The 22,055-nt window shown below is 54.3% G+C and carries 15 protein-coding genes; 10 read left to right on the top strand and 5 right to left on the bottom strand.

All coding sequences use genetic code 11. From position 1 onward, the window contains the following. Positions 1-12 precede the first annotated feature (12 nt). On the bottom strand, positions 13-3,054 hold the full coding sequence (locus ACO2Q8_RS07215) for a SusC/RagA family TonB-linked outer membrane protein (protein WP_423344105.1): 3,042 nt from the start codon (positions 3,052-3,054) through the stop codon (positions 13-15). 653 nt (positions 3,055-3,707) lie between these two features. On the opposite strand from ACO2Q8_RS07215, the gene ACO2Q8_RS07210 reads away from it, so the two are divergent. The 9 genes from ACO2Q8_RS07210 (at position 3,708) to ACO2Q8_RS07170 (ending at position 14,361) form a co-directional block, all read left to right on the top strand. Next, positions 3,708-6,869 (top strand): sensor histidine kinase, encoded by a 3,162-nt coding sequence (locus tag ACO2Q8_RS07210; protein WP_423344104.1) that lies wholly within the window; start codon positions 3,708-3,710, stop codon positions 6,867-6,869. 77 nt (positions 6,870-6,946) lie between these two features. Next, positions 6,947-9,262, top strand: coding sequence for a family 20 glycosylhydrolase (locus ACO2Q8_RS07205; RefSeq protein WP_423344103.1), 2,316 nt, complete (start codon positions 6,947-6,949; stop codon positions 9,260-9,262). A gap of 36 nt (positions 9,263-9,298) precedes the next feature. Continuing rightward, complete coding sequence (locus tag ACO2Q8_RS07200) at positions 9,299-10,210, top strand: DUF1338 domain-containing protein (RefSeq protein WP_423344102.1); 912 nt, start codon at positions 9,299-9,301, stop codon at positions 10,208-10,210. An 88-nt stretch (positions 10,211-10,298) separates the two neighbouring features. Then, positions 10,299-10,502 carry a hypothetical protein gene (locus ACO2Q8_RS07195; RefSeq protein ID WP_423344101.1) on the top strand — a complete coding sequence of 68 codons (204 nt, stop codon included), beginning with the start codon at positions 10,299-10,301 and terminating at the stop codon, positions 10,500-10,502. Next, complete coding sequence (locus ACO2Q8_RS07190) at positions 10,499-10,939, top strand: PIN domain-containing protein (protein ID WP_423344100.1); 441 nt, start codon at positions 10,499-10,501, stop codon at positions 10,937-10,939. The genes ACO2Q8_RS07195 and ACO2Q8_RS07190 overlap by 4 nt, the downstream gene beginning before the upstream one ends. A 94-nt stretch (positions 10,940-11,033) precedes the next feature. Further along, positions 11,034-12,056, top strand: a complete 1,023-nt coding sequence (locus ACO2Q8_RS07185; RefSeq protein WP_423344099.1) for an alkaline phosphatase D family protein — start codon at positions 11,034-11,036, stop codon at positions 12,054-12,056. 115 nt (positions 12,057-12,171) lie between these two features. Further along, positions 12,172-12,609: a hypothetical protein gene (locus tag ACO2Q8_RS07180; protein WP_423344098.1), complete on the top strand. Its 438-nt coding sequence runs from the start codon at positions 12,172-12,174 to the stop codon at positions 12,607-12,609. Between the two features lie 49 nt (positions 12,610-12,658). After that, a complete protein-coding gene (locus ACO2Q8_RS07175; protein WP_423344097.1) occupies positions 12,659-13,822 on the top strand; it encodes a sensor histidine kinase in 1,164 nt (387 codons plus the stop codon). Between the two features lie 2 nt (positions 13,823-13,824). Next, positions 13,825-14,361: an RBBP9/YdeN family alpha/beta hydrolase gene (locus ACO2Q8_RS07170; protein WP_423344096.1), complete on the top strand. Its 537-nt coding sequence runs from the start codon at positions 13,825-13,827 to the stop codon at positions 14,359-14,361. Positions 14,362-14,425: 64 nt separating this feature from the next. Here the strand turns inward: ACO2Q8_RS07170 and ACO2Q8_RS07165 are convergent, their stop codons facing one another. The 3 genes from ACO2Q8_RS07165 to ACO2Q8_RS07155 form a co-directional block, all read right to left on the bottom strand. Next, positions 14,426-16,051: an acyl-CoA carboxylase subunit beta gene (locus ACO2Q8_RS07165; RefSeq protein WP_423344095.1), complete on the bottom strand. Its 1,626-nt coding sequence runs from the start codon at positions 16,049-16,051 to the stop codon at positions 14,426-14,428. 125 nt (positions 16,052-16,176) lie between these two features. After that, complete coding sequence (locus tag ACO2Q8_RS07160; RefSeq protein WP_423344094.1) at positions 16,177-17,166, bottom strand: MlaD family protein; 990 nt, start codon at positions 17,164-17,166, stop codon at positions 16,177-16,179. A 45-nt stretch (positions 17,167-17,211) separates the two neighbouring features. Then, positions 17,212-18,009, bottom strand: coding sequence for an N-acetylmuramoyl-L-alanine amidase family protein (locus ACO2Q8_RS07155; RefSeq protein WP_423344093.1), 798 nt, complete (start codon positions 18,007-18,009; stop codon positions 17,212-17,214). 225 nt (positions 18,010-18,234) lie between these two features. Between ACO2Q8_RS07155 and ACO2Q8_RS07150 the strand changes: the two genes are divergently transcribed. Continuing rightward, positions 18,235-21,168: a putative LPS assembly protein LptD gene (locus tag ACO2Q8_RS07150; RefSeq protein ID WP_423344092.1), complete on the top strand. Its 2,934-nt coding sequence runs from the start codon at positions 18,235-18,237 to the stop codon at positions 21,166-21,168. Between the two features lie 297 nt (positions 21,169-21,465). Here ACO2Q8_RS07150 and ACO2Q8_RS07145 read toward each other — a convergent pair whose 3' ends face one another. Next, positions 21,466-21,903 (bottom strand): DUF1573 domain-containing protein, encoded by a 438-nt coding sequence (locus ACO2Q8_RS07145; RefSeq protein ID WP_423344091.1) that lies wholly within the window; start codon positions 21,901-21,903, stop codon positions 21,466-21,468. Positions 21,904-22,055: the final 152 nt, after the last annotated feature.

The following is a 22,055-nucleotide window of genomic DNA, read 5'->3' as shown; positions in this document are numbered from 1 at the left end:
GATTTCTGAAGATTAGAGCCGGAAGTTGACGTTGAAACCAATGCTGCGGGGCGTAGGCAGCGACATGTCCTCGATGCCGGGCAGAATGGTGCTGCCGCTGATGCCGGTGGCATCCGGATCGATGTGCGGCACGTTGGTCCAGAGGGCCAGGTTACGGCCCACCACCGACACGGTGATGTCGCGGAACGGCGTGTTGCGAACCAGTTGATTGGGCAGCATATACCCAAATTTCAACTCCCGGAGTTTAAGGTAGGTGGCGTCGAAGGTGGACTGTTCGGGGTTGAAATACCCGGAACCCCAGTAGCGCTCGGCCGTTACGTTGACATCGTTGGGCCGAAACGTGCCATCCGGGTTTTTGATCACGCCGGGGCCGACGTAGCCGTCTTTCCGGCCCGGCAGGGATTCGACCAACTGACCGGCTTCGTTCCCACGAACGTACATGTACGAGTAGATACTGCCGCCTTTGCGATAATCCAGTAAGCCGCCCAACGTAAAACCTTTGAAACTGAACGTGTTGTAAAGTCCGGCCATCCAGTCAGGATTGTAATTGCCCACCTTGATCAGCTCGTTGGTAAACAACGGCAGGCCCTGACTGTGGATGATATTGCCCTGCGGATCGCGCTGAAAACCCCGGCCATACATGTCGCCCATCCGCTCGCCGACGCGGGCCTGAACCGACACGTAGCGGCTCGGCAATTCGTAGGTAGTAAGTCCATCGCCCAGTTCTTCTACCTTTGCCCGGTTGGTCGACCAGTTTACGCTGAGATCCCATTTGAAACCGCTGCTTGTTTTGATGGGCGTCGCGGTGAGCACGGCTTCAACACCCCGGCTGCGGATGACGCCCGCGTTGAAAAACCGGGACGTGTACCCGCTGGTCAGGTCGATGGGAATGTTCAGGATCTGGTTCCGGCTGACGGTATTATAATAGGTCAGATCCAGCCCAAGCCGTCCGCTGAACAGCCGCACATCGGCGCCCAGTTCATAGGTGTCGAGGGTTTCCGGTTTGAGGTTGGCGTTATTAATCGTCGCCGATTCGGAAACCGCCTGGCTGCTTTGCCAGGGCGACCCGTAGTTGTAGACATTCCGCAACCGGTAGGGATCGGTGTCATTGCCGACCCGCGCCCAGCCCGCCCGGACCTTGGCAAAGCTCAGAACGCCCCAGTTCACCTTGTCGAAAAGGTCCGACAGAACCGCACTTGCCGATACGGAAGGATAGAAATAACTGTTGTTGTTGGAGGGAAGCGTGCTCGACCAGTCGTTGCGGGCGCTCACGTCGAGGAACAAGGCGTTGCGATAGGCAAACTGGCCAAACGCATAAAGGCTGTTGATCCGGTAATTAAAATCGCGTTGAATGACCACGAGCGGAACCTGCGAATTGCCCAGGTTGTAAATACCCGGAACACTCAGCGCATTGGCCCGGCTGCTCAGTTCGTCCCGGCGCTGCCGCATCTGATTTCCGCCAACGGACAACTTTAGTTGCAGTTCTTTTCCGATGGCTTTGTCGTAGGCCAGCAAAAAATCCGAGTTACGCTCTTCAAAATAGTCCTTGTCCTGGCTGTACATCCCCAGCGGAAAAGCCGTGCTACCCGGCGTTCGGCGACGGTCGGCGCGCTCGTTGCTGATGTCCATCCCCGTCCGAACGAGCAGGCTCAGCGCGGGCGTAAATTGATAGGTGAGGTTCACCTGACCCGTGGTCCGGTTTTTTACCAGCCCGTTCAGGTTTTCGTACATCGTATAGTACGGGTTGTCGTTGAACTGGTAGTTGTACGTAAACGGCTGAATGCCTTCGAGGCCTTTCACCCAGTAATCACGCATTTTATCGGTACGCACTTGCCGCCCTTCCCAGATCCAGGTATACACCACCGATTCGTTGCCGTAGCTGACGACGGGGCGGTTTTTGCTGTTGGTGTAGATGTAATTGACGGACGTATTGACCTTCAGTTTGTCGGTCAGCGAATACGCTCCGTTGATGGCAAACGTGTGTCGACGCTGATCGGTATTGGGAACGATCCCGGTTTGGTCGAGGTTGGTGTAGGAAATCCGGAAATTGCCGTTGTCGTTGCTGCTGGCGAGGGAAATGTTGTTGGATAAGGTCCGGCCAACTTCGTAAAACTCCTTGACATTGTCGGGATACGGCACCCAGGGGACGGTTTCGCCTACCTTGGGCGGCCACTCGGTATTGACCGGGACCGCAATCATCCGACCGTCGAGGGGCGGCCCCCAGCTACGACCGCCGTCGCCGATGTTGTACTGTCCTCCGCGCCCCTGGCCGTATTCATTCTGGTAGTCGGGCAACCGCAGGGCCGATTCGAAGGAGGTGGTGGAATTGACGGAAATGCCCAGACCCTTTTTCCCTTTGCCGGATTTGGTCGTGATCAGAATGACGCCGTTGGCCGCCCGTGAACCGTAGAGCGCGGCCGCATTCGGGCCCTTGAGCACCGAAATCGTCTCGATGTCGTCCGGGTTGATTTCGGCGGCCCCGTTGCCGTAATCGATGTTTTGACGCTGATCGGATGCACTAACGGCATTGTTGATCGGCATGCCGTCGACGACAAAAAGTGGCTGGTTGTCGCCCGCCAGGGAGGTTTCGCCCCGGATGACAATGCGGGACGAGCCGCCGATGGAATTGGAACCTGCCGTTACGTTGACCCCGGCCACTTTCCCGGCGAGCGCACTGACGAGGTTGGTTTCCCGGGCCTGGGTCAGGTTATCGCCCTTTACTTCCTGCACGGCGTAGCCCAATGCCCGTTTTTCGCGGGTGACACCCAGCGCCGTGACGACCACCTCATTGAGTTGTCCGGCCACGGCGTTCATCCGAATGTCGAGGACGGCGGATCCCGTAACAGCAACTTCCTGGGAAAGATAGCCAATAAAGGAAAATATCAGGGTACGAACACCCGCCGGAACCGCCAGCGTGAACTCTCCTTTTTCGTTGGAGAGTGTACCGGTGGTGGTGCCTTTGGCGAGAATACTGACACCGGGCATGGCTTCGCCCTGTTCATTGACGACTTTTCCACGGAGGGTGGCCTCCGACTGGAAAGCCAAAACCCGCATGGGCATCAGGCTTGTTTGCAGAAGAAGCAGTAAAAAAGCGAGAAAACAGGATCGGAAAACCGGCTTTCTTTCGCCAGGATGGATAGGTGATAGAATAGATTGCATACGGTAAATCTGAGTTTATGAGTAGGGTTGTGAAAGCAAAGCAGGATAGTCCTGATGAACCACATCAGGTAGCCGGTCTGGAAAAGTTCGTTGTGGGGTACGTAACCGGAAGAGATGGATCGTAATCAACCCGGTATGGTGGGCTGATCGAAAGATGAGCAAATGTATGGGAGGGTTGTTACCAGCAGATTCCGTAAATATTAAGGAATAGTGAACGAATGACCTTTAAAAATCTGATTATGTTACGACCTGAGTCTGCTCGCTCACTTGAATGCAGTTCAATGATGTGCTAAAGCCTTTTTTGCTGCCAAGACGAACAGTGAATCATCTAATTTTTACGCCTTTAATCGGGTTCCTTTCAAAAATTTTTAGGTACTCAAACCACGGGTGGGTGCATCTGACCTGTTTATGCACTTGCTCAAACAATTTCTAACTACGTACTTGTATCTGGAAGTATCTTAACAGATACATTTTACGTGTATTTTTGCGTCGTTTGAAAACCGGAAAGCCTGAAAGGAGCTTTGACGGCCTATTCCCTTCTTTGTTAAATGCGTACCCAACGACGCCCGGCGTGGCTGCTGATTTTATGGCTACTGGTTTCACCGGCGCTGGCCCAGTCGCCCACGCTCTCGTTTCAACGGCTGTCGTTGCGGCAGGGACTGGCAACCAATTACACGTCGGCCATTACGCAAGACGATCTGGGCTTTATCTGGATCGGGACGGTTAACGGGTTGACGCGCTTCGATGGCCTGCGCTGCGTCAATTACGTTCCCCAGATCGGCAATCCCCAATCGCTGCCTCACCGAACGGTTCGTACGGTTTTCAAAGACAAAGACGGTATTTTATGGGTTGGGACGCAGAAAGGCATGGCCCGGGTCGATCCGCAAAGCCAGACTTTCCGGCGGTATTTGTTTGCCAGTTTCGGGGCTGGTTGTAACCTGATCCGAACGATCGTCCAGACTCCCGACAGCCAGCTCTGGCTGGGCACCAGCGGGGGCCTCATCCGCTTTAATCCGGCAACCGGTAAATCGAGCCTACTAACCATGCCAGCGGATGCGGCCGAGCACACCACCGCCAATTTTATCCGCAAACTGTTGCTCGATGGCCCAACGCTTTGGATTGGCACACAGGCCGGCCTTTACGCTTACGACCTCAAAACCAGACAGTTTCGCCGGTTTCGGCATCAGGCGTCGGTAGTTACCTCCCTTCCCGAAGATCACGTCATGACCCTGGCCCGGCATCCGCGTACGGGTGCTCTATATGTAGGCACCCGTAAAGGACACATTGCCATCCTCAACACGGTCAACGGGCCGTTTCAACGTATGCCCATCGATGCTCGTCAGGGCATTGCGTCGTTACTGTTTACCAGTGATGGTACGTTGTGGGTCGCCACCGCCAGTGAAGGGTTATACCAATACGATGCGGCTAAAAACCGATTTTTGGGGTATAAAAACGACGAAAATAACCTCCGGAGTTTGGTTTCCAATTCGCTCCGGGCGCTGTTTGAAGACCGCTCGGGGATTATCTGGATTGGCTCCGACGATGCCGGAGTAAGTTGGTTCAACCCCAAAATTGATAAGTTTCGGTCGCTCTACGACGATGTGGGGTACCGGCCCGCTTCGACGCTGGGGCTGGATGCAGGTTCGCTCTCCTTCGACCGGGCCGACCGGCTCTGGGTCGCCAGCCGCGACGGTCTGGTGATGATCGACCCGCAGGCTCAGTCGTACCGAATTTATCGCCACAATCCGAAGGATCCCACCAGCATGGGCAATAACCTGACGTACAACGTCCTGGCCGACCGTGATGGCAAAATTTGGGTGGGCCATTTTACGGGATTGAGTCGGCTCGATACCCTGACGAAGCGGTTTGTGCAGATTCGCTGCCTGCCGACCGCCGATGATCCGGCCAACTACCCGCCTTTCGATCCGAAACGCCAGGATTTTGTCGCCGGTTTTCAGGTTTTTTACTGTACGCAGGCCCGCGATGGGCGAATTTTTATCGGTACCAATGAAAAACTGACAATCTACGACCCGCGAACGAACACCTACCTCAACCAGTTCAACGACGAGCGCATCCGAAAGCTGCCCGGTAAGAATTACAATACCCTGTATATCGATAAATCGAATAATCTCTGGGTGGGCGGTTTTGGACCGGTGTACAAAATCAGCCCGGATCTGAAGTTGCTCGCAGAATACGTTCACGACGAAAACGACCCGCACAGCTTACCCGACGATGGCGTGACCGACTTCTCCCAGGACAGCGACGGGCGATTATGGCTGAGCACTGACAACGGCCTGGCCCGGCTTGATGAACGCACGAAGCGGTTCGACGTGTACACCACTAAACACGGTTTGCCCAACAACGACATTGCCGCCCTGCGGCATACCGGCGACACGCTCTGGATTAGTACCAGCAACGGAGCCGCCGTCACCAACGTGCGCCAGATACGGTTTGTCGCTTTCGACGAAGCCGACGGTCTGCCCACGATCGAATTCGAATCCGGTTCAAGCGAACGCGACAAGAAAGGGCGGCTGTATTTTGGTGCCATGCGGGGGCTGGTGTATATCCAGCCGGGCCGGGTGCGGATCAACCGGTTTGCGCCCCCGGTTTACCTCACGTCCTTCAAAGTCAATGGGCGCGAATACCTGCCCGGTCCCACAGCCAACCCGCCTGTCATTGTCCTTGACCACGACCAGAACCAGTTTAGTTTTGACATGGCCGCGCTCAACTTCGACAATCCTGGTGCCAACCGGTATGCCTACCGGCTGGAAGGGTTTGAAGATCGATACAACCAGGCCGGAAACCGACCTTTCGCGAGTTATACCAACGTACCCTCGGGCGACTACGTTTTGCACATTATCGCGGCCAACAATGATGGCATCTGGAACCGCAACGGCTACCGGCTGCGCATCATGATCCGAACGCCGTTTTGGGAAACCTGGTGGTTCCGAACCGCCTTGGCAGCCGCGCTGATTGCGCTGGGCGTGGTGATTGCCCAATGGCAAGCCCGTAAACTGGCGCAGGAGGCTAAAGAAAAGAGCGACCTCCGCGAGCGGATTGCTATGTCGGAGATGAAGGCGTTGCGGTCGCAGATGAACCCGCACTTCTTGTACAATTCGCTGAATGCCGTGCGGTTGTTTGTGTTGCAGAACGATAGCGACAATGCCGACCGTTACCTCGTTAAGTTTGCCCGCCTGATGCGGCTCATTCTGGGCAATTCGCGGCAGGAATGGGTCACACTCGCCAGCGAAATCGAGCAACTTCAGTTGTATCTCGAACTGGAACAACTGCGGTTTGGACACAAATTTGATTTTTCCATCGACACCGACCCCTCGCTGGATCAGGAACGGGTTGCCATTCCGCCCATGATCATTCAGCCCTACATCGAAAACGCGATTTTGCACGGCATGGCGCACAAACGCGACCGGGGTCGGATTCAGGTTTGCATCAAACCCGTCGACGGACACCTCGAATGTTTGGTCGACGACGACGGCGTTGGGCGGGAAAAAGCGGCTGCGCTCAAGAAAAATTCGGCCACCTCGCACCAAAGTGTAGGCCTGAAAGTGACCGAAGAACGGCTGCAACTCATCCACCAGCGCAGCGGAAAGGAAGCAGGCGTCCGGATTGTCGATAAATACCACGACAATGGCGAACCCGCCGGAACACGTGTGATCATCCGGATTCCGCTAACATTCCAGCAGCCTGCCTAAGCCGGTTGCTCGTAATTTCCGGGTGTAAAAGGGCTTTTTGTCTACCTTTGAATTTTGCAACCACCGTTTCCTGTTCCATGAAAAACCTTCTGGCCGTTCTCGGCAGCCTGCTCCTTTCGCTTTCCGTTTTTGCCCAATCCGACAACGCGTATAATCTCCTTCCCTTTCCGGCCCAGTTTGCGGGAAAAGACGGCCAATTTACGGTTTCAGCCACCACGCGCATTGTCATTGCCGCCAAAGATGCCGGGCAACGGGCGGCTGCTCAGACGCTGGTCAGTCAGCTAAAAACCGCCAGCGGTTTGTCGATTGCCCTCGCTCCGGCAACGCCCGCCCTGGCAAAAGGGAAACACATTGTCTTTCAGGCGCATAAAGCCGGTCGCTGCGGTCCGGAAGGCTATATGCTGACTGTCGCACCGGAACGGGTTTTGGTGGAAGCCGAAACGCCGAAGGGCTATTTTTACGCCGTTCAGACCTTGTTGCAACTGCTGCCCACGGCGGTTTTCAGTCCGGCGAAAGTAGAAAATACCGCCTGGACCATCCCGGCCTGCCAGATTCTCGACCGGCCGCGTTACGCCTACCGGGGTCTGATGCTCGACGTGAGCCGCCATTTCATGCCGGTTTCGTTCGTGAAGCGGTTTATCGACCTGATGGCGCTGCATAAATTCAACACCTTCCACTGGCACCTGACTGATGACCAGGGCTGGCGGGTCGAAATCAAAAAATACCCCAAACTGACGCAAATTGGCTCCAAACGGAAGGAAACCGTGGTGGGGCATAACGCCGAAAATTATCCGTTTCAGTACGATGGCAAGGAATACGGCGGTTTTTATACGCAGGAACAAATCAAAGACGTGGTTCGGTATGCGGCTGCGCGGCATATTACAATTGTGCCGGAAATCGAGATGCCCGGCCATGCGCTGGCGGCCCTGGCTTCGTACCCGGAGTATTCGTGCGATCCGGCCCAAAAATACGCCGTAGCAACACGCTGGGGCATTTTCAAGGAAGTCTATTGCCCCAGCGAACCCACGTTTGCCTTTCTGCAAAATGTGTTGACAGAAGTGATGGCGCTGTTTCCCGGCAAATACATCCACATCGGGGGCGACGAATGTCCGAAAGATGCCTGGAAAGCCAGCGCGTTTTGTCAGGATCTGATCAAAAAAATGAAGCTGAAAGACGAGGATGCCTTGCAGAGCTATTTCATTCAGCGCATCGAAAAATTTGTCAACTCGAAAGGAAGGGCCATCATTGGCTGGGATGAGATTCTGGAAGGCGGTCTTGCTCCGAACGCAACCGTCATGAGCTGGCGCGGTACGGAGGGCGGTATCGAAGCGGCTAAACAAAAGCACAACGTCGTGATGACGCCCGGCGAGTTTTGCTACCTGGATCAATACCAGGCCAGTCCGGCGCAGGAACCGCTGGCGGGGGGCGGTTTTCTGCCCATCGAGAAAGTATACAGCTACGAACCCACGCCGACTGAGTTGACGCCCGAGCAGCAAAAATACATCCTCGGTGTGCAGGGCAACCTCTGGACCGAGTACATCCCGACCACCCAGCACGTCGAATACATGGTTTATCCGCGCGCATCGGCGCTGGCCGAAGTGGGCTGGATGCCGAAAGGACCGCGCAATTTCGAAGATTTCGCCATGCGGTTGAAAGAACACCTGAAGCGGCTTGCGTACCTGAACGTCAATTATTCCAAACGGCTGCTCGATGTCCGGGCCGTCACGCAGTTTACGGACGCCGACCAATTGCAGGTGCGGCTGGAAAAGCTCGACTCCGACAGCAAGATTTATTACACGACCAACGGAAAACAGCCCAACACGGCCTCCACCGAGTACACCATGCCGATTGCGCTGAAAAAAACGACGACGATCAAGGCGATCACCACCGCCGGAGCGAAGTTCGAGGAAACGTTTTACATCCACCGGGCCAAGGGAAAACCGTATACGTATGCCAACACGGCGGCCGAAAAATCGGACCCAAACCGGAAAAAACTCACCGACGGGCAGGTGGCCCAAAGTCCGCGCAACAAGTCGGAATGGGTCAGCGTGTCGGGCGACGATCTGGAAGTGACCATTGACCTGGGCGAAGTCCGGCCGGTGACAAAGGTGTCGGCCAACTTTCTGAAGCGTATTTCGTACAACGACTTCCCGCCCTCGGCGGTCGAAATCGGGTTGTCGCAGGACGGCAACACCTATAAAGACGCCATCAGCCAGCCGGTGAAGTATCCGCTCGAAGGACAATGGGGAATGTTGCCCGTCGTGGCCGATTTCAAAACCGCCCGGGCGCGGTACGTGCGGATTCGGGCCAAAAACGCGGGTCCGGCCCCGGCGGGTTTGCCCCGCGCCGGGCTGCCGACTTCGGTATCAGTGGATGAAGTGGTGGTGGAATGACAAAATCGGTATCTTTACAAAAAGACCGATTGCGCCATGACCACATCATCCAGCAAACTCAAAACCCTCGACGCCGTTCTGGACGGTCTGATGAGCCGCTACCGCGAACGGGTGCCGGACGTGTCGGGCATCGTCAACGCCCTGATCGACGAGACGGTTATTCAGAAACCGGACGATATTGAAAATGACCACATTGCGTTCCGGACGATGGGCGTACCGAGCCTCGGGATTCAGTCGTTTGAGAAGATTTTCCTGCACTACGGCTACGAAAAACGGGAAGCGTACGATTTTAAAGAGAAGAAACTGAATGCGTATTGGTACAGCCCGCCCAAACCGCATTACCCGCGCATTTTCGTCAGCGAACTGCGCGTACGGGATTTGTCGGACCAGGCACAACACATCATTTACCAGTACACCGATACTGTCGTCTTTGATCCGGTCGATAGCCTGGACCTGGACGATGCGCAGGCCGTCGACCGGTTTTTGCACCAGCCGCTCTGGGACATTCCCACATTGGACGACTACCGGACGCTGTTGAGTGAAAGCGAGTATGCCGCCTGGGTAATCTACAACCGGTATTACCTGAATCATTTCACGATCAGCGTCCATAACCTGAAACCGGGTTACAACACCATTCAGGAATTCGTGGCGTTTTTGGAACGGCGCGGGTTCAAGCTCAACACGGCGGGCGGCACCATCAAAACCAGCCCGGACGGTGGGTTGTTGCAGGCGTCGACGGTGGCCCAGATGATCAACGCGGAGTTTGCCAATGGCCAGAGCCACCGCATCGCCGGTTCATACGTCGAGTTTGCCGAACGGCGCGTGTTGCCGGAGTTTCAGCACCTGCCCGCCGACCAGATCGGGCGCGAACACCGGCGCGACGGTTTTGAAGCCGGTAACGCCGACAAGATTTTTGAAAGCACGTTTACGGCGCAGACGGGGAAGTAAACTTTTTATTCCGCTTCGTGTGTTTCAGGATTTTAGCCGATTTGAATTGGAGCTGAAAGAATGGTATATTTGAATAAATGCTAAGACTATGGTCATCACCCGACAAGATCGAAGTATTATTATCGAAGCGAACGATTCTATTAATACGGAAGCCGTTCAAAAGGTAATTGACTACATAAATATTTTGGAAATTACCGCCCAAAATCAAGGGACAGAAGAACAGGCTGCGGAACTGGCGCGTGAGGTCGAAGCCAATTGGTGGAAATCAAACAAACACCGTTTTCTCCCATGATCGTCATTATTGATAGCATTATTCTGTTCAGTGCCGCAATTTCTCCAAACGGTAAAATTTCTGAACTACTTTTTAGCCCATTACCAACGTATGAGAGGATTAGTTGCTATTATGCCTTTATTGAACTTTTCAAACATCAGTCTAAAATTATTAAGCTTTCCAAACAACCTATCGAAAATATTATTTCGACTTTATATTCCATTGTACAACAAATAAATTTTGAAAATGAAGCCTTAATTAAACCCCGTTTCTGGCAGGAAGCAGACCGTCTCACAGCATACATTGACAGTTTTGATATCAGTTATGTTGCAATGGCTTTACAAAAAGACGGATGGCTATGGACGGGTGACAAAAAACTAACAACTCATCTACGCAAGATGGGGTTTGAGCGTGTTGTAAATACGAATGATCTCTACGATATGCTTAAGATTAGATGATCGAAAGCCCAGTTTTCTTCCATTAACAAACCATGACGTCCGTGCCGAAACCGCGCGGACTTTTTACTTTTGTGTTTCCACGTTTTCTTGCCCCATGAAAAAAACCGCTTTCCTTTCCCTGCTCCTTGGCACGGCACTGGCCGCTTGCCGGACGCCCAAAACCGAAACCGCGTCTTCCGACCGCCAGAAACCGATAACCACCATCGCTTTCGGGTCGTGCAGCCATCAGAAACGCCCGACGCCCCTCTGGGACGACATTGTGGCCCAGAAACCGGATGTCTGGATCTGGCTCGGCGACAACATCTACGGCGATTCGGAAAGCATGGATACGCTGAAGGCCAAGTACGAGAAGCAAAAAGCCAATCCGGGCTACGCACAATTGCGGCAATCCACCAAGATCATCGGCATCTGGGACGATCACGATTATGGCGTCAACGATGGTGGCAAAGAATACCCGCGCCGGAAAGAGAGCCAGCAGTTGCTGCTCGACTTTCTGGACGTACCCGCCAACGACCCGCTTCGGAAGCAGGAAGGGGCATATTCGGCCCATGTGTACGGCCCGAAAGGTCAGCGCGTCAAAGTGATTCTGCTGGATGGGCGGTATTTTCGCGATCCGCTGAAGACAGAAAACAAGATCAACGTGCCCGATCCATCGGGCGACATTCTGGGTGAAGCGCAGTGGCAGTGGCTGGAACGGCAGTTGACCAACTCCGATGCCGACGTACACGTCATTGGCTGCGGCATCCAGTTTCTGGCCAACGACCACATCTATGAAAAATGGGGCAACTTCCCCACGGCCCGCCAGCGGCTGCTGGCCTTACTGGGTAAAACTAAACCCAAAGGAGCCATTCTGATCAGTGGTGACCGGCACATGGCCGAAGTTTCCAAAACGAGCGTACCGGGGTTGGGCTACGACCTGTACGACATTACCAGCAGTGGCCTGACGCACGTCAGCAAGCCCCGCGAAGAAACAAACAACCTGCGCGTAGGCCCGGTGATTTTTGAACTGAATTACGGCCACTTTACGATCAACTGGAACGAAAAACCGCTAACCGTGACGGCCCGCATCAACGGCGACAACCAGGCCACCTACCTGACGCAGGAAATCCGGTTTTGACGAGCCCTACCGATTTTTACAAAAAATAGTCCTGTCATCCTGAAAATAAGCACAATATACGTTAACTTCAAAAGCTGGAAAGTACGCAGTCTCACCGTCGAAAACGAAGTGTGTCATGTACACAGAAACGCAGAAATTTCGCCAGCCCTGGGCTTGGGTCTTGCTACTGGCTTGCCTGGGCGTTGTGCTGTATGCCGGGCAACTTGGTGGTATCCTGATCGTGCTGGCCGTCATCGCCCTGTTCTGGTTTTTGAAACTGGAAACGGTTATCGATCACGAGGGGATTGCCTTCCGCTGGTTTCCGTTTCAGCCCCGGTTTTACCGCATTCCCTGGACCGATATGGAGCAAATAACCGTCCGAAAGTACTCCGGACTCGGCGAATTTGGCGGCTGGGGCATGCGGATCGGCTGGCAGGGAAATGCCCAGACGACGTCCGGCAATTGGGGTATTCAAATCAATCGGAAAGGGAAAAAACGGTTTTTACTGATTGGAACCCAGCGGCCCGACGCCGTTCGAACAATTCTGGGGACCAGACAGTTGCTACAAGTTTGAAGGGGCTTGTCTCGAAAATGGTTACCGTTCTATTCGTTTTCGTCGCATAATGCAGGAAATACTGGATTTTTTTCGACGGCTGGGCGATACCAGCGACTGGCCTCCCCGTTGGTACTGCGGCCGCTGGACCGACTTTCACGGTTGGCTCTACATCATCTCCGACCTGACCATCTGGCTGGCTTATATGGCCATTCCGATGATTTTGATCCGGTTTATCTTCATCAAAAAAGGGGTTCCGTTGGCAGGCGTTTTCTGGCTGTTCGGCGCGTTCATTCTGTTTTGTGGCCTGACGCACCTCATTGATGCCGCCATGTTCTGGATCCCGGCGTACCGCATCAATGCCCTGATCCGGTTTTTGACGGCGGTGGTGTCCGTAGCCACGGTCATCGCACTGATCCGGTATTTCCACGAAGCCGTCGGGCTGCGAACGTCCAAAGAATACGATCGGGAGTTATCCTACCGCCAACTGGCCATGCAGGAACTGAGCCGCTCGAACCAGGAGTTGCAGCAGTTTGCCTACATTGCCTCCCATGACCTGCAATCGCCCCTAAAAACCATCACGGGGTATTTATCCTTACTGGAAGCCAATCACGGCAATCATCTGGACGAAGAAGCTCTCCGGATCATTGGTAAGTCAACGGCGGCAGCCGACCGGATGCGCAACCTGATCAACGATCTGCTCGATTTCTCACGAATTGGCAGTGACGTTGCCTTGACACAGATCGACCTCAACGAATTGATGGCCGAAATCCTGGAAGAACAACAAGGCGAAATTCAGGCTACCGGAGCCGTCATCCACCTTGATCTACTACCTACGATCCGGGGCCACCGAACGGACCTCAAACAACTCTTTCAAAACTTACTGTCGAATGCCCTGAAATACCGAAAACCGGACGTTACACCAACCATTGCGATCCGGGCAACGGAAGAAAAGCACCAATACCGGTTTTCGATCAGCGACAACGGCATTGGCATCGAACAGCAATATTTCGACCGGGTTTTCCAAATCTTCCAGCGACTACACGGACGGAAAGAATATTCGGGCACTGGCATTGGTCTGGCTACCTGCAAAAAAGTCGTCGATATTTACGGTGGTCAGATCTGGATTGATAGCACGGTGGGTGTTGGCAGCACGTTTTCGTTTACCATTCCGAAGCAAATCCGGACGTTGCACCACTACACCCATTCCGATTTAATAAACAACCTGAATTGATTATGCAGTTTACCTCTAACGTGCTCATTGTCCCCGGGTTGGGTAATTCCGGCGAAGGCCACTGGCAAACGCTGTGGGAACAACAGTACCCCTCGTTTCAGCGCGTCAACCAGCGCGACTGGGATACGCCGGTTTGTTCTGACTGGGTCGAACAGATCGACCGCGCCGTGTTGACGGCGGGTTCCTCGAATGTGCTGCTTGTGGGCCACAGCCTGGCCTGCGCAACAATTGTCTTCTGGGCACAAGCCCACCAACGACCGATCAAAGGCGCTTTTCTCGTGGCTCCGAGCGATACCGAAGCCGCTACTTACCCGACCGGCACAACCGGTTTTGCCCCGGTCCCGCTACTCAAACTTCCGTTTCCATCCATCGTCGTGGCCAGCACGAACGATTATTACGTCACCTTAGAACGGGCAACCTTCTTCGCCGATGCCTGGGGTAGTCAGTTCATTCAACTTGGTGAAGCCGGGCACATTAACGTCGGTGCCGGGTACGGCGACTGGCCTGAGGGGCTACGGTTGTTGAAAACACTAGACTAGAAACCCCTGTGGCGAGGGGTCGCTTCGGACAGGGGTAAAAGTTTACTACGGTTTGCGGTCGGCACTACGTTTGAATCACGCCCACGTTGAACGGTTTCGTGATTGGTGCGTGGTTGGCTGCTTCGATGCCCATCGAAATCCAGGTGCGGGTTTCGAGCGGATCAATCACGGCATCGACCCAAAGCCGGGCAGCCGCGTAATAGGGCGAAAGTTGTTCGTTGTATTGATTCGTGATTTTTTGCAGCAACTCCTGCTCTTTTTCCGGCGTAATGGTTTCGCCTTTGGCCTTCAACGAAGCCACCTGAATCTGCAACAGGGTTTTGGCCGCCGACGCTCCGCTCATAACGGCCATCTGCGCCGTCGGCCAGGCCACGATCAACCGGGGGTCGTACGCCTTGCCGCACATGGCGTAGTTGCCCGCGCCGTACGAGTTACCGACAATCACCGTAAATTTTGGCACCACCGAGTTGGCCATCGCGTTCACCATCTTGGCGCCGTCTTTGATAATGCCGCCTTGCTCCGACCGGCTGCCGACCATAAAACCGGTCACGTCCTGCAAAAACACCAGCGGTATTTTCTTCTGATTGCAATTCATGATAAACCGGGCGGCCTTGTCGGCCGAATCGGAGTAAATCACTCCGCCCATCTGCATCTCGCCGGGGCCCGCCGTGCCGCCCGCGCCAGTTTTGCCCTTCGCCTTGACGACTTTGCGCTGGTTGGCCACAATCCCGACCGCCCAGCCGTCGATGCGCGTATACCCGCACAGAATTGTCTGGCCATAGAGTTCCTTGTATTCCTCAAACTCAGAATTGTCGACCAGCCGGGCAATCACCTCGCGCATGTCGTACGGTTTGACACGGTCGGTCGGTAGCAACTCGTAAATTTCCTGCGGATTCCGGGCCGGTACTTGCGGAGCCGAGCGGTTAAAACCGGCCTGGTCCGGCGCGCCCATTTTATCGAAGATGTTCCGAATGGCGTCCAGGCAGCTTTTGTCGTCGGGATATTTGTTGTCCGTTACGCCCGAAATCTCGCTGTGGGTGCTGGCCCCGCCGAGCGTTTCGGCATCGACCTCCTCGCCAATCGACGCTTTGACCAGGTACGGCCCCGCCAGAAAAATGGACCCGGTGCCTTCCACAATCAGCGCTTCGTCGGACATAATCGGCAGATAAGCCCCGCCGGCCACGCAGCTTCCCATGATGGCGGCTACCTGCACAATGCCCATCGCCGACATCTGGGCGTTGTTCCGAAAAATCCGCCCGAAGTGCTCTTTATCGGCAAACACTTCATCCTGCAAGGGCAGGTAAACGCCCGCGCTATCGACCAGGTAAATGATCGGCAGGCGGTTTTCCATCGCAATTTCCTGCGCCCGCAGGTTCTTTTTAGCCGTAATCGGAAACCAGGCCCCGGCTTTCACCGTCGCATCGTTGGCGACAATCACGCACTGCCGCCCGGAAACGTATCCAATGCCTACCACCACGCCCCCGGACGGGCAACCGCCGTGCTCGGCGTACATGCCTTCGCCCACAAACAAACCGATTTCGATGAACGCCGTACCCGGATCGACCAGGTAATCAATCCGTTCGCGGGCCGTTAACTTGCCTTTGCGGTGCTGGTCGTCGATTTTCTTCGAACCACCCCCAAGCTGCGTCTGGGCGGTTTTCCGGCTGAGTTCATCCAGGAGTGGGGTCATTGTTGTCAGGCGGGTTGGTATAGTTTATCGTTTATGGTTTATGGTTTATGGTTTAAAGTGGCTGACACCTGATGAACGAGCGCGTTAGTCACTATAAACCATAAACGATAAACCGTAGTTAAACTCTATTGCGTTGAATCCGGCGCGGGTGCTACCACCGTAGCGCTCTGGGCCGGGGTGGTAGCCGGTTTCTTGTCTTTCCGCCCAAACAACGAGAAGTGGACGTAGCGTTTGGGGTTTTCGCGGAAGTCGGTCAGCAGTTTGTCCAGGCTGGCGGTGGCGCTGTTCACGTTCCGGTACAGCGCTTCGTCGCCCTTCAGCTTGCCCAGCGTGCCTTTGCCGCTGTTGATGTCGGCCAGCATCTGTTGCAGCGTACTAACGGAGCGGTTGACCGTCGCCAGCGTCTGGCTCAGTTTAAGGGCGTTGAGCGAATCGGCAAACGTGCCGGCTTTGGTCAGCAACGGTTTTATTTCCTTTTCGGTTTCGGCCAGCGACGCCGACAGGCTGCTCAAATTTGCCATCAGTTTCCGGATGTTCTCGCGGTTTTCGCCGATGGTCAGTTGCAGGGCACCGGTAGTAGCTTGTGCTCCTTCCAGGGTTTTGTTCAGAATCAGGCCCGTCCGGTCGAACTGCTTCACGATCCGGTTGAGGTTCAGCATCAGTGAATCGGCGTTGTTCAAAACCGGTAGCGTTTTCTCTTTGATCAGCGCGGTCAGGCCTTCTTCCTTGCCGCTCACCAGCGTATCGCCGTTTTCGAGCGCCGTTCCGGTTTGATTGATTTGCAGCACAATCTGTTTGCCACCCAATACCCCGGCATCGCCCAGAATCGCCTTTGAGCCTCGCCCAACCTGAATCTTTTTATCGATATCCAGGGTGACGAGGAGTTGGTTGTTGCGCTCTTGCATGATGTCGATTCGCTCCACCCGCCCGACGCTCAGCCCATTGAGCAAAACCGGGTTGGAAGCCGTCAGTCCGTCCACATTATCATACACGACGAGGTACTTATTTGACCGGGAAAAAATATCGGAGCCTTTGAGGAAATTAAATCCGAAATAGAGCATCACCAGTGTCACCACGGCCAAAATGCCCACTTTAGCTTCTTTTGAAAGTTTCATGCGGAGTGTGAATAGAGGAACGGTGCGAAGGTAACAACAACTTGTCTACTCTTCTGCATCGACTTCGTCTTTGTACGCCTTAAAAGCCCGGAAAATAGCGTTGGCCAGCTCGTGTTGCCCTTCTTCGGATGCTAAGTACCGTTCTTCGTCCGGGTTGGTAATATATCCGGTTTCAATCAGCACACTGGGCATGGTGGTCCGCCAGAGAACGATGAAGCCCGCCTGCTTCACCCCGCGGCTGGGCCGCTCGGCGTTTTTCCGGAAGCTCCACTCCACTTTCTGGGCAAAATCAATGCTGTTGTTCATGAACGCGTGCTGGTAATTGGCCAGCATGATGTGCGCCAGGGGCGAGTCCGGATCAAAGCCCTGGTAGTTTTCGCGGTAGTTGCTCTCTTTCAAAATAACCGCATTCTCGCGTTTGGCAACATCCAGGTTGCCGTTGGTTTTGTGCAAACCCATCGTGTAGGTCTCCGTCCCGTTGACCCGGCTCGACGACGGACTGGCGTTGACGTGGATGGAAATAAACAGATCCGCCTTGTTCCGGTTGGCAATCGCCGAACGCTCGTTCAATTCGATAAATACGTCCGTCGAGCGGGTGAAAATCACTTTAACGTCCGGTAATTCTTCCTTGATCCGCCGACCTAATTCGAGGGCGATCTTTAAGACGATGCGCGATTCGCGGTTCCGTTTGGTCATCGTGCCGGGATCTTTGCCACCGTGGCCGGGGTCCAGCACCACCGTCCGCAGCCGACCGGGCCGGGTTTCGGCCGCAGCCTGGTCCTGCTTCGGATTATCCTGCGGCAAAACCGGCCGCATCCCGGGTAGTGCCACAAGACTCAGCATAGCCAGCAGACATAACGCCCCAAGCCAGATTGTCCGGGGAGCGGTCTCGGCAGTTCGCTCGGTTGATTTAATAATTTTTAACAGGTTTAACCGTTTCAAGGCAGTGATTGGAATGAAGTTAGCGACTAACTTTGTGAACTGGCTCCGGCCGGAATCCGACTGGCAATTCGACCTGACCGATTCACAGCGTACGCCAGCGCTGTCTTACGAGCAAATATAATTTTTTTGATACAACTGAAAAATACATACTTTATTTTACGGAACCTGGTCAGTTGCCTGATTATCTGCTTTCCGCTGGTACTGCACGCGCAGCAACAACCGGTGCGTCGGACGGTTCCGGCTTTTACGCCCCGGTCGGCCACGCCAACTTCGGCGACAGTTTCCGGCAATTCGGTGATTGTGGATACCACCCGCCGGGATTCACTCACGGTTGCCAGGCCCGACACGGCCAATAACAATGGTAATTTACAAACAACTGTCAACTATTCCGCGAAAGATTCGACGCTCTTCGACGCAACGGGCCAGATTGTTGAACTTTTCGGTGACGCCAAAGTTGATTACGGCGACATTCACCTGACGGCAGCTTACATCAAACTCAACTGGACCACCAATGAAGTATTTGCCAGAGGCCGCTACGATTCGACGGCCCGAAAAACCGTAGGATTGCCTGTCTTCCAGGACAATAGCGGCCGGTACGATACGCAGGAAATCCGCTACAATTTCAAAACCCGGAAAGGTTTTATCAAAAGCGTCATCACGGCTCAGGGCGAAGGCAATGTGCGCGGAAAAACCGTCAAAAAAGACGCCGAAGACAACCTCTACATTCGAAACGCCATTTACACCACCTGCAACCTGACCACCCCACACTTCCACATCAACGCCAGCAAGATCAAGGTTGTTCATAACAAACAACTCATTTCGGGGCCGTTCAACCTCGTGATTAACGACATTCCGACCCCGCTGGCACTGCCGTTTGGTTTTTTTCCGGTTCCGAAGAAAAACGAAATTGGAACCTCGGGGATCATTTTTCCGCAATACGGCGAGGAGCCCAACGGACGCGGTTTTTACCTCCGCGAGGGCGGTTATTACTTTGCCATCAGCCAGTACCTCAACATGAGCGTGCGGGGCCAGATTTACTCGAACGGAAGCTGGGGACTCGGGCTGTCGTCGGAATACATCAAGCGGTATCGCTACGGCGGTAACTTTGCCCTGACCTACGCCCGAAACCGCACCACCTCGCTGGTCGATACAGCCTCGAAACCCCGGAACGATTTCAGCATCGTCTGGTCACACGCGCCCCGGCCACGCGGCAACTCGCAGTTTTCGGCCAACGTCAACGTGAGCAGCAACAGTTACAACCAATTGAATACGTCCCTCGGTTCGCGGAACTACGTTTCCAATGCGGCCAATTCGGGGGTAAACTATAGCCGCAAATTCGGTCAGTACGTGACGAGTTCGGCCAACCTGAATGTCAGCCAGAACTTCGGGCGGCTCAACCCGACCACCGGCCTCCGCGAGAGTGGGCAAACTAATATTTCGTCGGGCTTTAACTTCGCCGTCACCCAGATTGCGCCTTTCGCGCTCAAAGGGGGCACCGGGCGCTGGTACGAAAGTTTCCGGCTCGGACTGGATTTCAATGCCCAGGCAACGGTCAATAATACGATCCGGCAGGCCGATACCACCGGTCTTGGCTTTCCGATTATCACCACGGTGGCGCTGCGGGGCGATACCACGCAACGGCTGCGCGACAGTCTGGCGGCTGTGGCCAACCAGCAACAATACGTCAATTCCAACCTGCTGCCGTTTACGCTTGAAAACCTGCCTGCGATTTTGAACAACGCCCAGATTATCAGCCGGTACAGCTTACCCATCTCGCTGCCCAACTTCAAACTTGCCCGGTACCTGAACTTCACGCCGGGCGTATCGCTGAGCGGGGATGTGTACACCAAACAGTTGGACTACCGGTATAACCAGGCACGGCAAGCCGTCGAAATCGACACCATACCCGGTATTTTTGCCACTTATTTTCTTTCCTTCAGTGCCTCGATGAATACCCGGGCCTACGGAACCTTCTTTATCCGGGCCGGGCGGGTGGAAGCCATTCGGCACACCATCGCGCCCTCTATTTCGGTCAGTTATACGCCGGACCTGTCGAGCGCCTTTACGCAGGAAATTATTCAATACACGGACCCCACCGACCGCTCCCGGCCGGTCCGGGTGTCGAAGTTTCGGGGCTTGGGCGGAACGGCGGGTTCGTCCACCTATACGCCCCGGTCGGCGGCCATTAGCTACAGCCTTGTGAACCAGCTTGAAATGAAGATGCGCGCCCGGAGTGATTCGGCCAAGAGCGAGTTCGAGAAGATTTCGTTGTTCGATAACATCAGTCTGGCGGGTTCCTACAATCCCTACGCCACCAAATTCAAGTTTTCGCAGGTCAACCTGAGCGCCAACACCCAGATTTTGAAGAAGATCAGCTTCAACTTTTCGGCGGTTTTCGATCCATATGCGTATTCGAGCGAAGCCACCAACCCAACGGGTGTCTACTTCGTACCGGAGCAATCGGAGTACTTTCAGAGCGGTCCTTATGCCAATGCTTTCCGGCTGAACAAAATCGATAAACTGGCGATTTCGGAAGGCCAGGGGCTGGCGCACTTGCAGAACATGAACTTTTTTGTCAGCACGCAATTCGCGCCGAAGGGAGCCCAGAAGCCCAAAACCGCCCCCAACCCCAACACAGCCAACACCCCGGCGGATGCGGCCGAACTGCGGAACATCAACAAAAACCCGGATGAATACGTCGATTTCAACATTCCCTGGAGCGTCAACCTCAGCTATACCTTCAGCCTGACCAAGTTTACGCCCATCGAGAGCCAGATCATCCAGACGCTCCAGGTGACGGGCGACCTGAGCCTGACGCCGAAATGGAAAATCTCGCTCCAGACCGGTTTTGACTTTTCGGCCGGTGCCCCCTCGCTCACGACCATCACGGTCCACCGCGATCTGCACTGCTGGGACATGAATTTCAGCTACACGCCGTTCTCGGGCAACCGGTTCCGCTCCAACTTCTACTCGTTCGATCTACGCGTGCGGTCGTCGATTTTGCAGGATTTGAAAATCAGCCGCCGACGGTCGACCGGTGGGTACGGATACGGTTATTGATTCTGACAGCCGAAGCAGTTCATAATTAGGAGTGTACGAAGGATTGGCTTACTCATCCAATCAGGTTGTTTTGGTCCCTCCGGGGCCAGCACTTTTACATTTGGCGTTCATCATTCTACATTTTAAATTTTTGTTTAAATCCTCCTTACCGACTTCGAGTACAGGAGTTAGTCAACGGCCCGGCTTACAGCTCTATCCGGCTTTGCAAACGTTACGGTTTACCATTCGGCAACAAAAAAAGCAAACCGCGTTGACGGTTTGCTTTTTGGAGTAAGTAGCCGTTCCTCCGGGTTGGAATTAACGCGTACCTTTTTTCTTGCTTTTATCAGCGGCCGGCGTGGTTGCTGCCGTCGACTGTGCCTCTTTCGCTACCACTTCCCCAGTCAGGTTCAACGCAATCGATGACCGTTCAGCGTTGCTGACCACCGTCACATTCTTGTTGAAGGCACCCATTGCAGCCGCATTGTACGTGGCTTTCACGAAACCTTTCTGGCCCGGCAAAACCGCGCTTTTGGTCCAGTCAGGCGTCGTACAACCGCAGGAAGGCTGCGCATTGGAGATGACGACCGGGTCCGTACCGACGTTGGTAAATTCAAAGGTGTACGTGACGGGCGAGCCCTGCGGAACCTTACCGAAGTCATGCGACTCTTTGGTAAACTTGATAACGCCTTTCTGAGCAAAAGCAATGGTCGAAACTGCCAAAAAAACCAAGATTAGTGAAAACGCCTTTTTCATTTCGTGTAAAAAATTTAGTTACAAATAAACGGGTAGACTACGTTACAATCCTATTAGGGTACAAAAGGTTTGCCAGCATTTATTTGGCAGTTGTTCGCTTAACAAAGAAACTCAAAAAATCGTTTTTTTGAAAGCTGCCAAACTTTATATTA

This window comes from Larkinella sp. VNQ87, from assembly GCF_049445795.1.
GTDB lineage: Bacteria > Bacteroidota > Bacteroidia > Cytophagales > Spirosomataceae > Larkinella.
This window is presented reverse-complemented; position numbering and strand designations above follow the sequence as displayed.

Bases quoted from the DNA above. Each gene is read 5' to 3' on its own strand.
- ACO2Q8_RS07215 (WP_423344105.1), bottom strand. From the start codon at position 3,054: ATGCGGGTTTTGGCTTTCCAGTCGGAGGCCACCCTCCGTGGAAAAGTC.
- ACO2Q8_RS07210 (WP_423344104.1), top strand. From the start codon at position 3,708: ATGCGTACCCAACGACGCCCGGCGTGGCTGCTGATTTTATGGCTACTG.
- ACO2Q8_RS07205 (WP_423344103.1), top strand. From the start codon at position 6,947: ATGAAAAACCTTCTGGCCGTTCTCGGCAGCCTGCTCCTTTCGCTTTCC.
- ACO2Q8_RS07200 (WP_423344102.1), top strand. From the start codon at position 9,299: ATGACCACATCATCCAGCAAACTCAAAACCCTCGACGCCGTTCTGGAC.
- ACO2Q8_RS07195 (WP_423344101.1), top strand. From the start codon at position 10,299: ATGGTCATCACCCGACAAGATCGAAGTATTATTATCGAAGCGAACGAT.
- ACO2Q8_RS07190 (WP_423344100.1), top strand. From the start codon at position 10,499: ATGATCGTCATTATTGATAGCATTATTCTGTTCAGTGCCGCAATTTCT.
- ACO2Q8_RS07185 (WP_423344099.1), top strand. From the start codon at position 11,034: ATGAAAAAAACCGCTTTCCTTTCCCTGCTCCTTGGCACGGCACTGGCC.
- ACO2Q8_RS07180 (WP_423344098.1), top strand. From the start codon at position 12,172: ATGTACACAGAAACGCAGAAATTTCGCCAGCCCTGGGCTTGGGTCTTG.
- ACO2Q8_RS07175 (WP_423344097.1), top strand. From the start codon at position 12,659: ATGCAGGAAATACTGGATTTTTTTCGACGGCTGGGCGATACCAGCGAC.
- ACO2Q8_RS07170 (WP_423344096.1), top strand. From the start codon at position 13,825: ATGCAGTTTACCTCTAACGTGCTCATTGTCCCCGGGTTGGGTAATTCC.
- ACO2Q8_RS07165 (WP_423344095.1), bottom strand. From the start codon at position 16,051: ATGACCCCACTCCTGGATGAACTCAGCCGGAAAACCGCCCAGACGCAG.
- ACO2Q8_RS07160 (WP_423344094.1), bottom strand. From the start codon at position 17,166: ATGAAACTTTCAAAAGAAGCTAAAGTGGGCATTTTGGCCGTGGTGACA.
- ACO2Q8_RS07155 (WP_423344093.1), bottom strand. From the start codon at position 18,009: ATGCTGAGTCTTGTGGCACTACCCGGGATGCGGCCGGTTTTGCCGCAG.
- ACO2Q8_RS07145 (WP_423344091.1), bottom strand. From the start codon at position 21,903: ATGAAAAAGGCGTTTTCACTAATCTTGGTTTTTTTGGCAGTTTCGACC.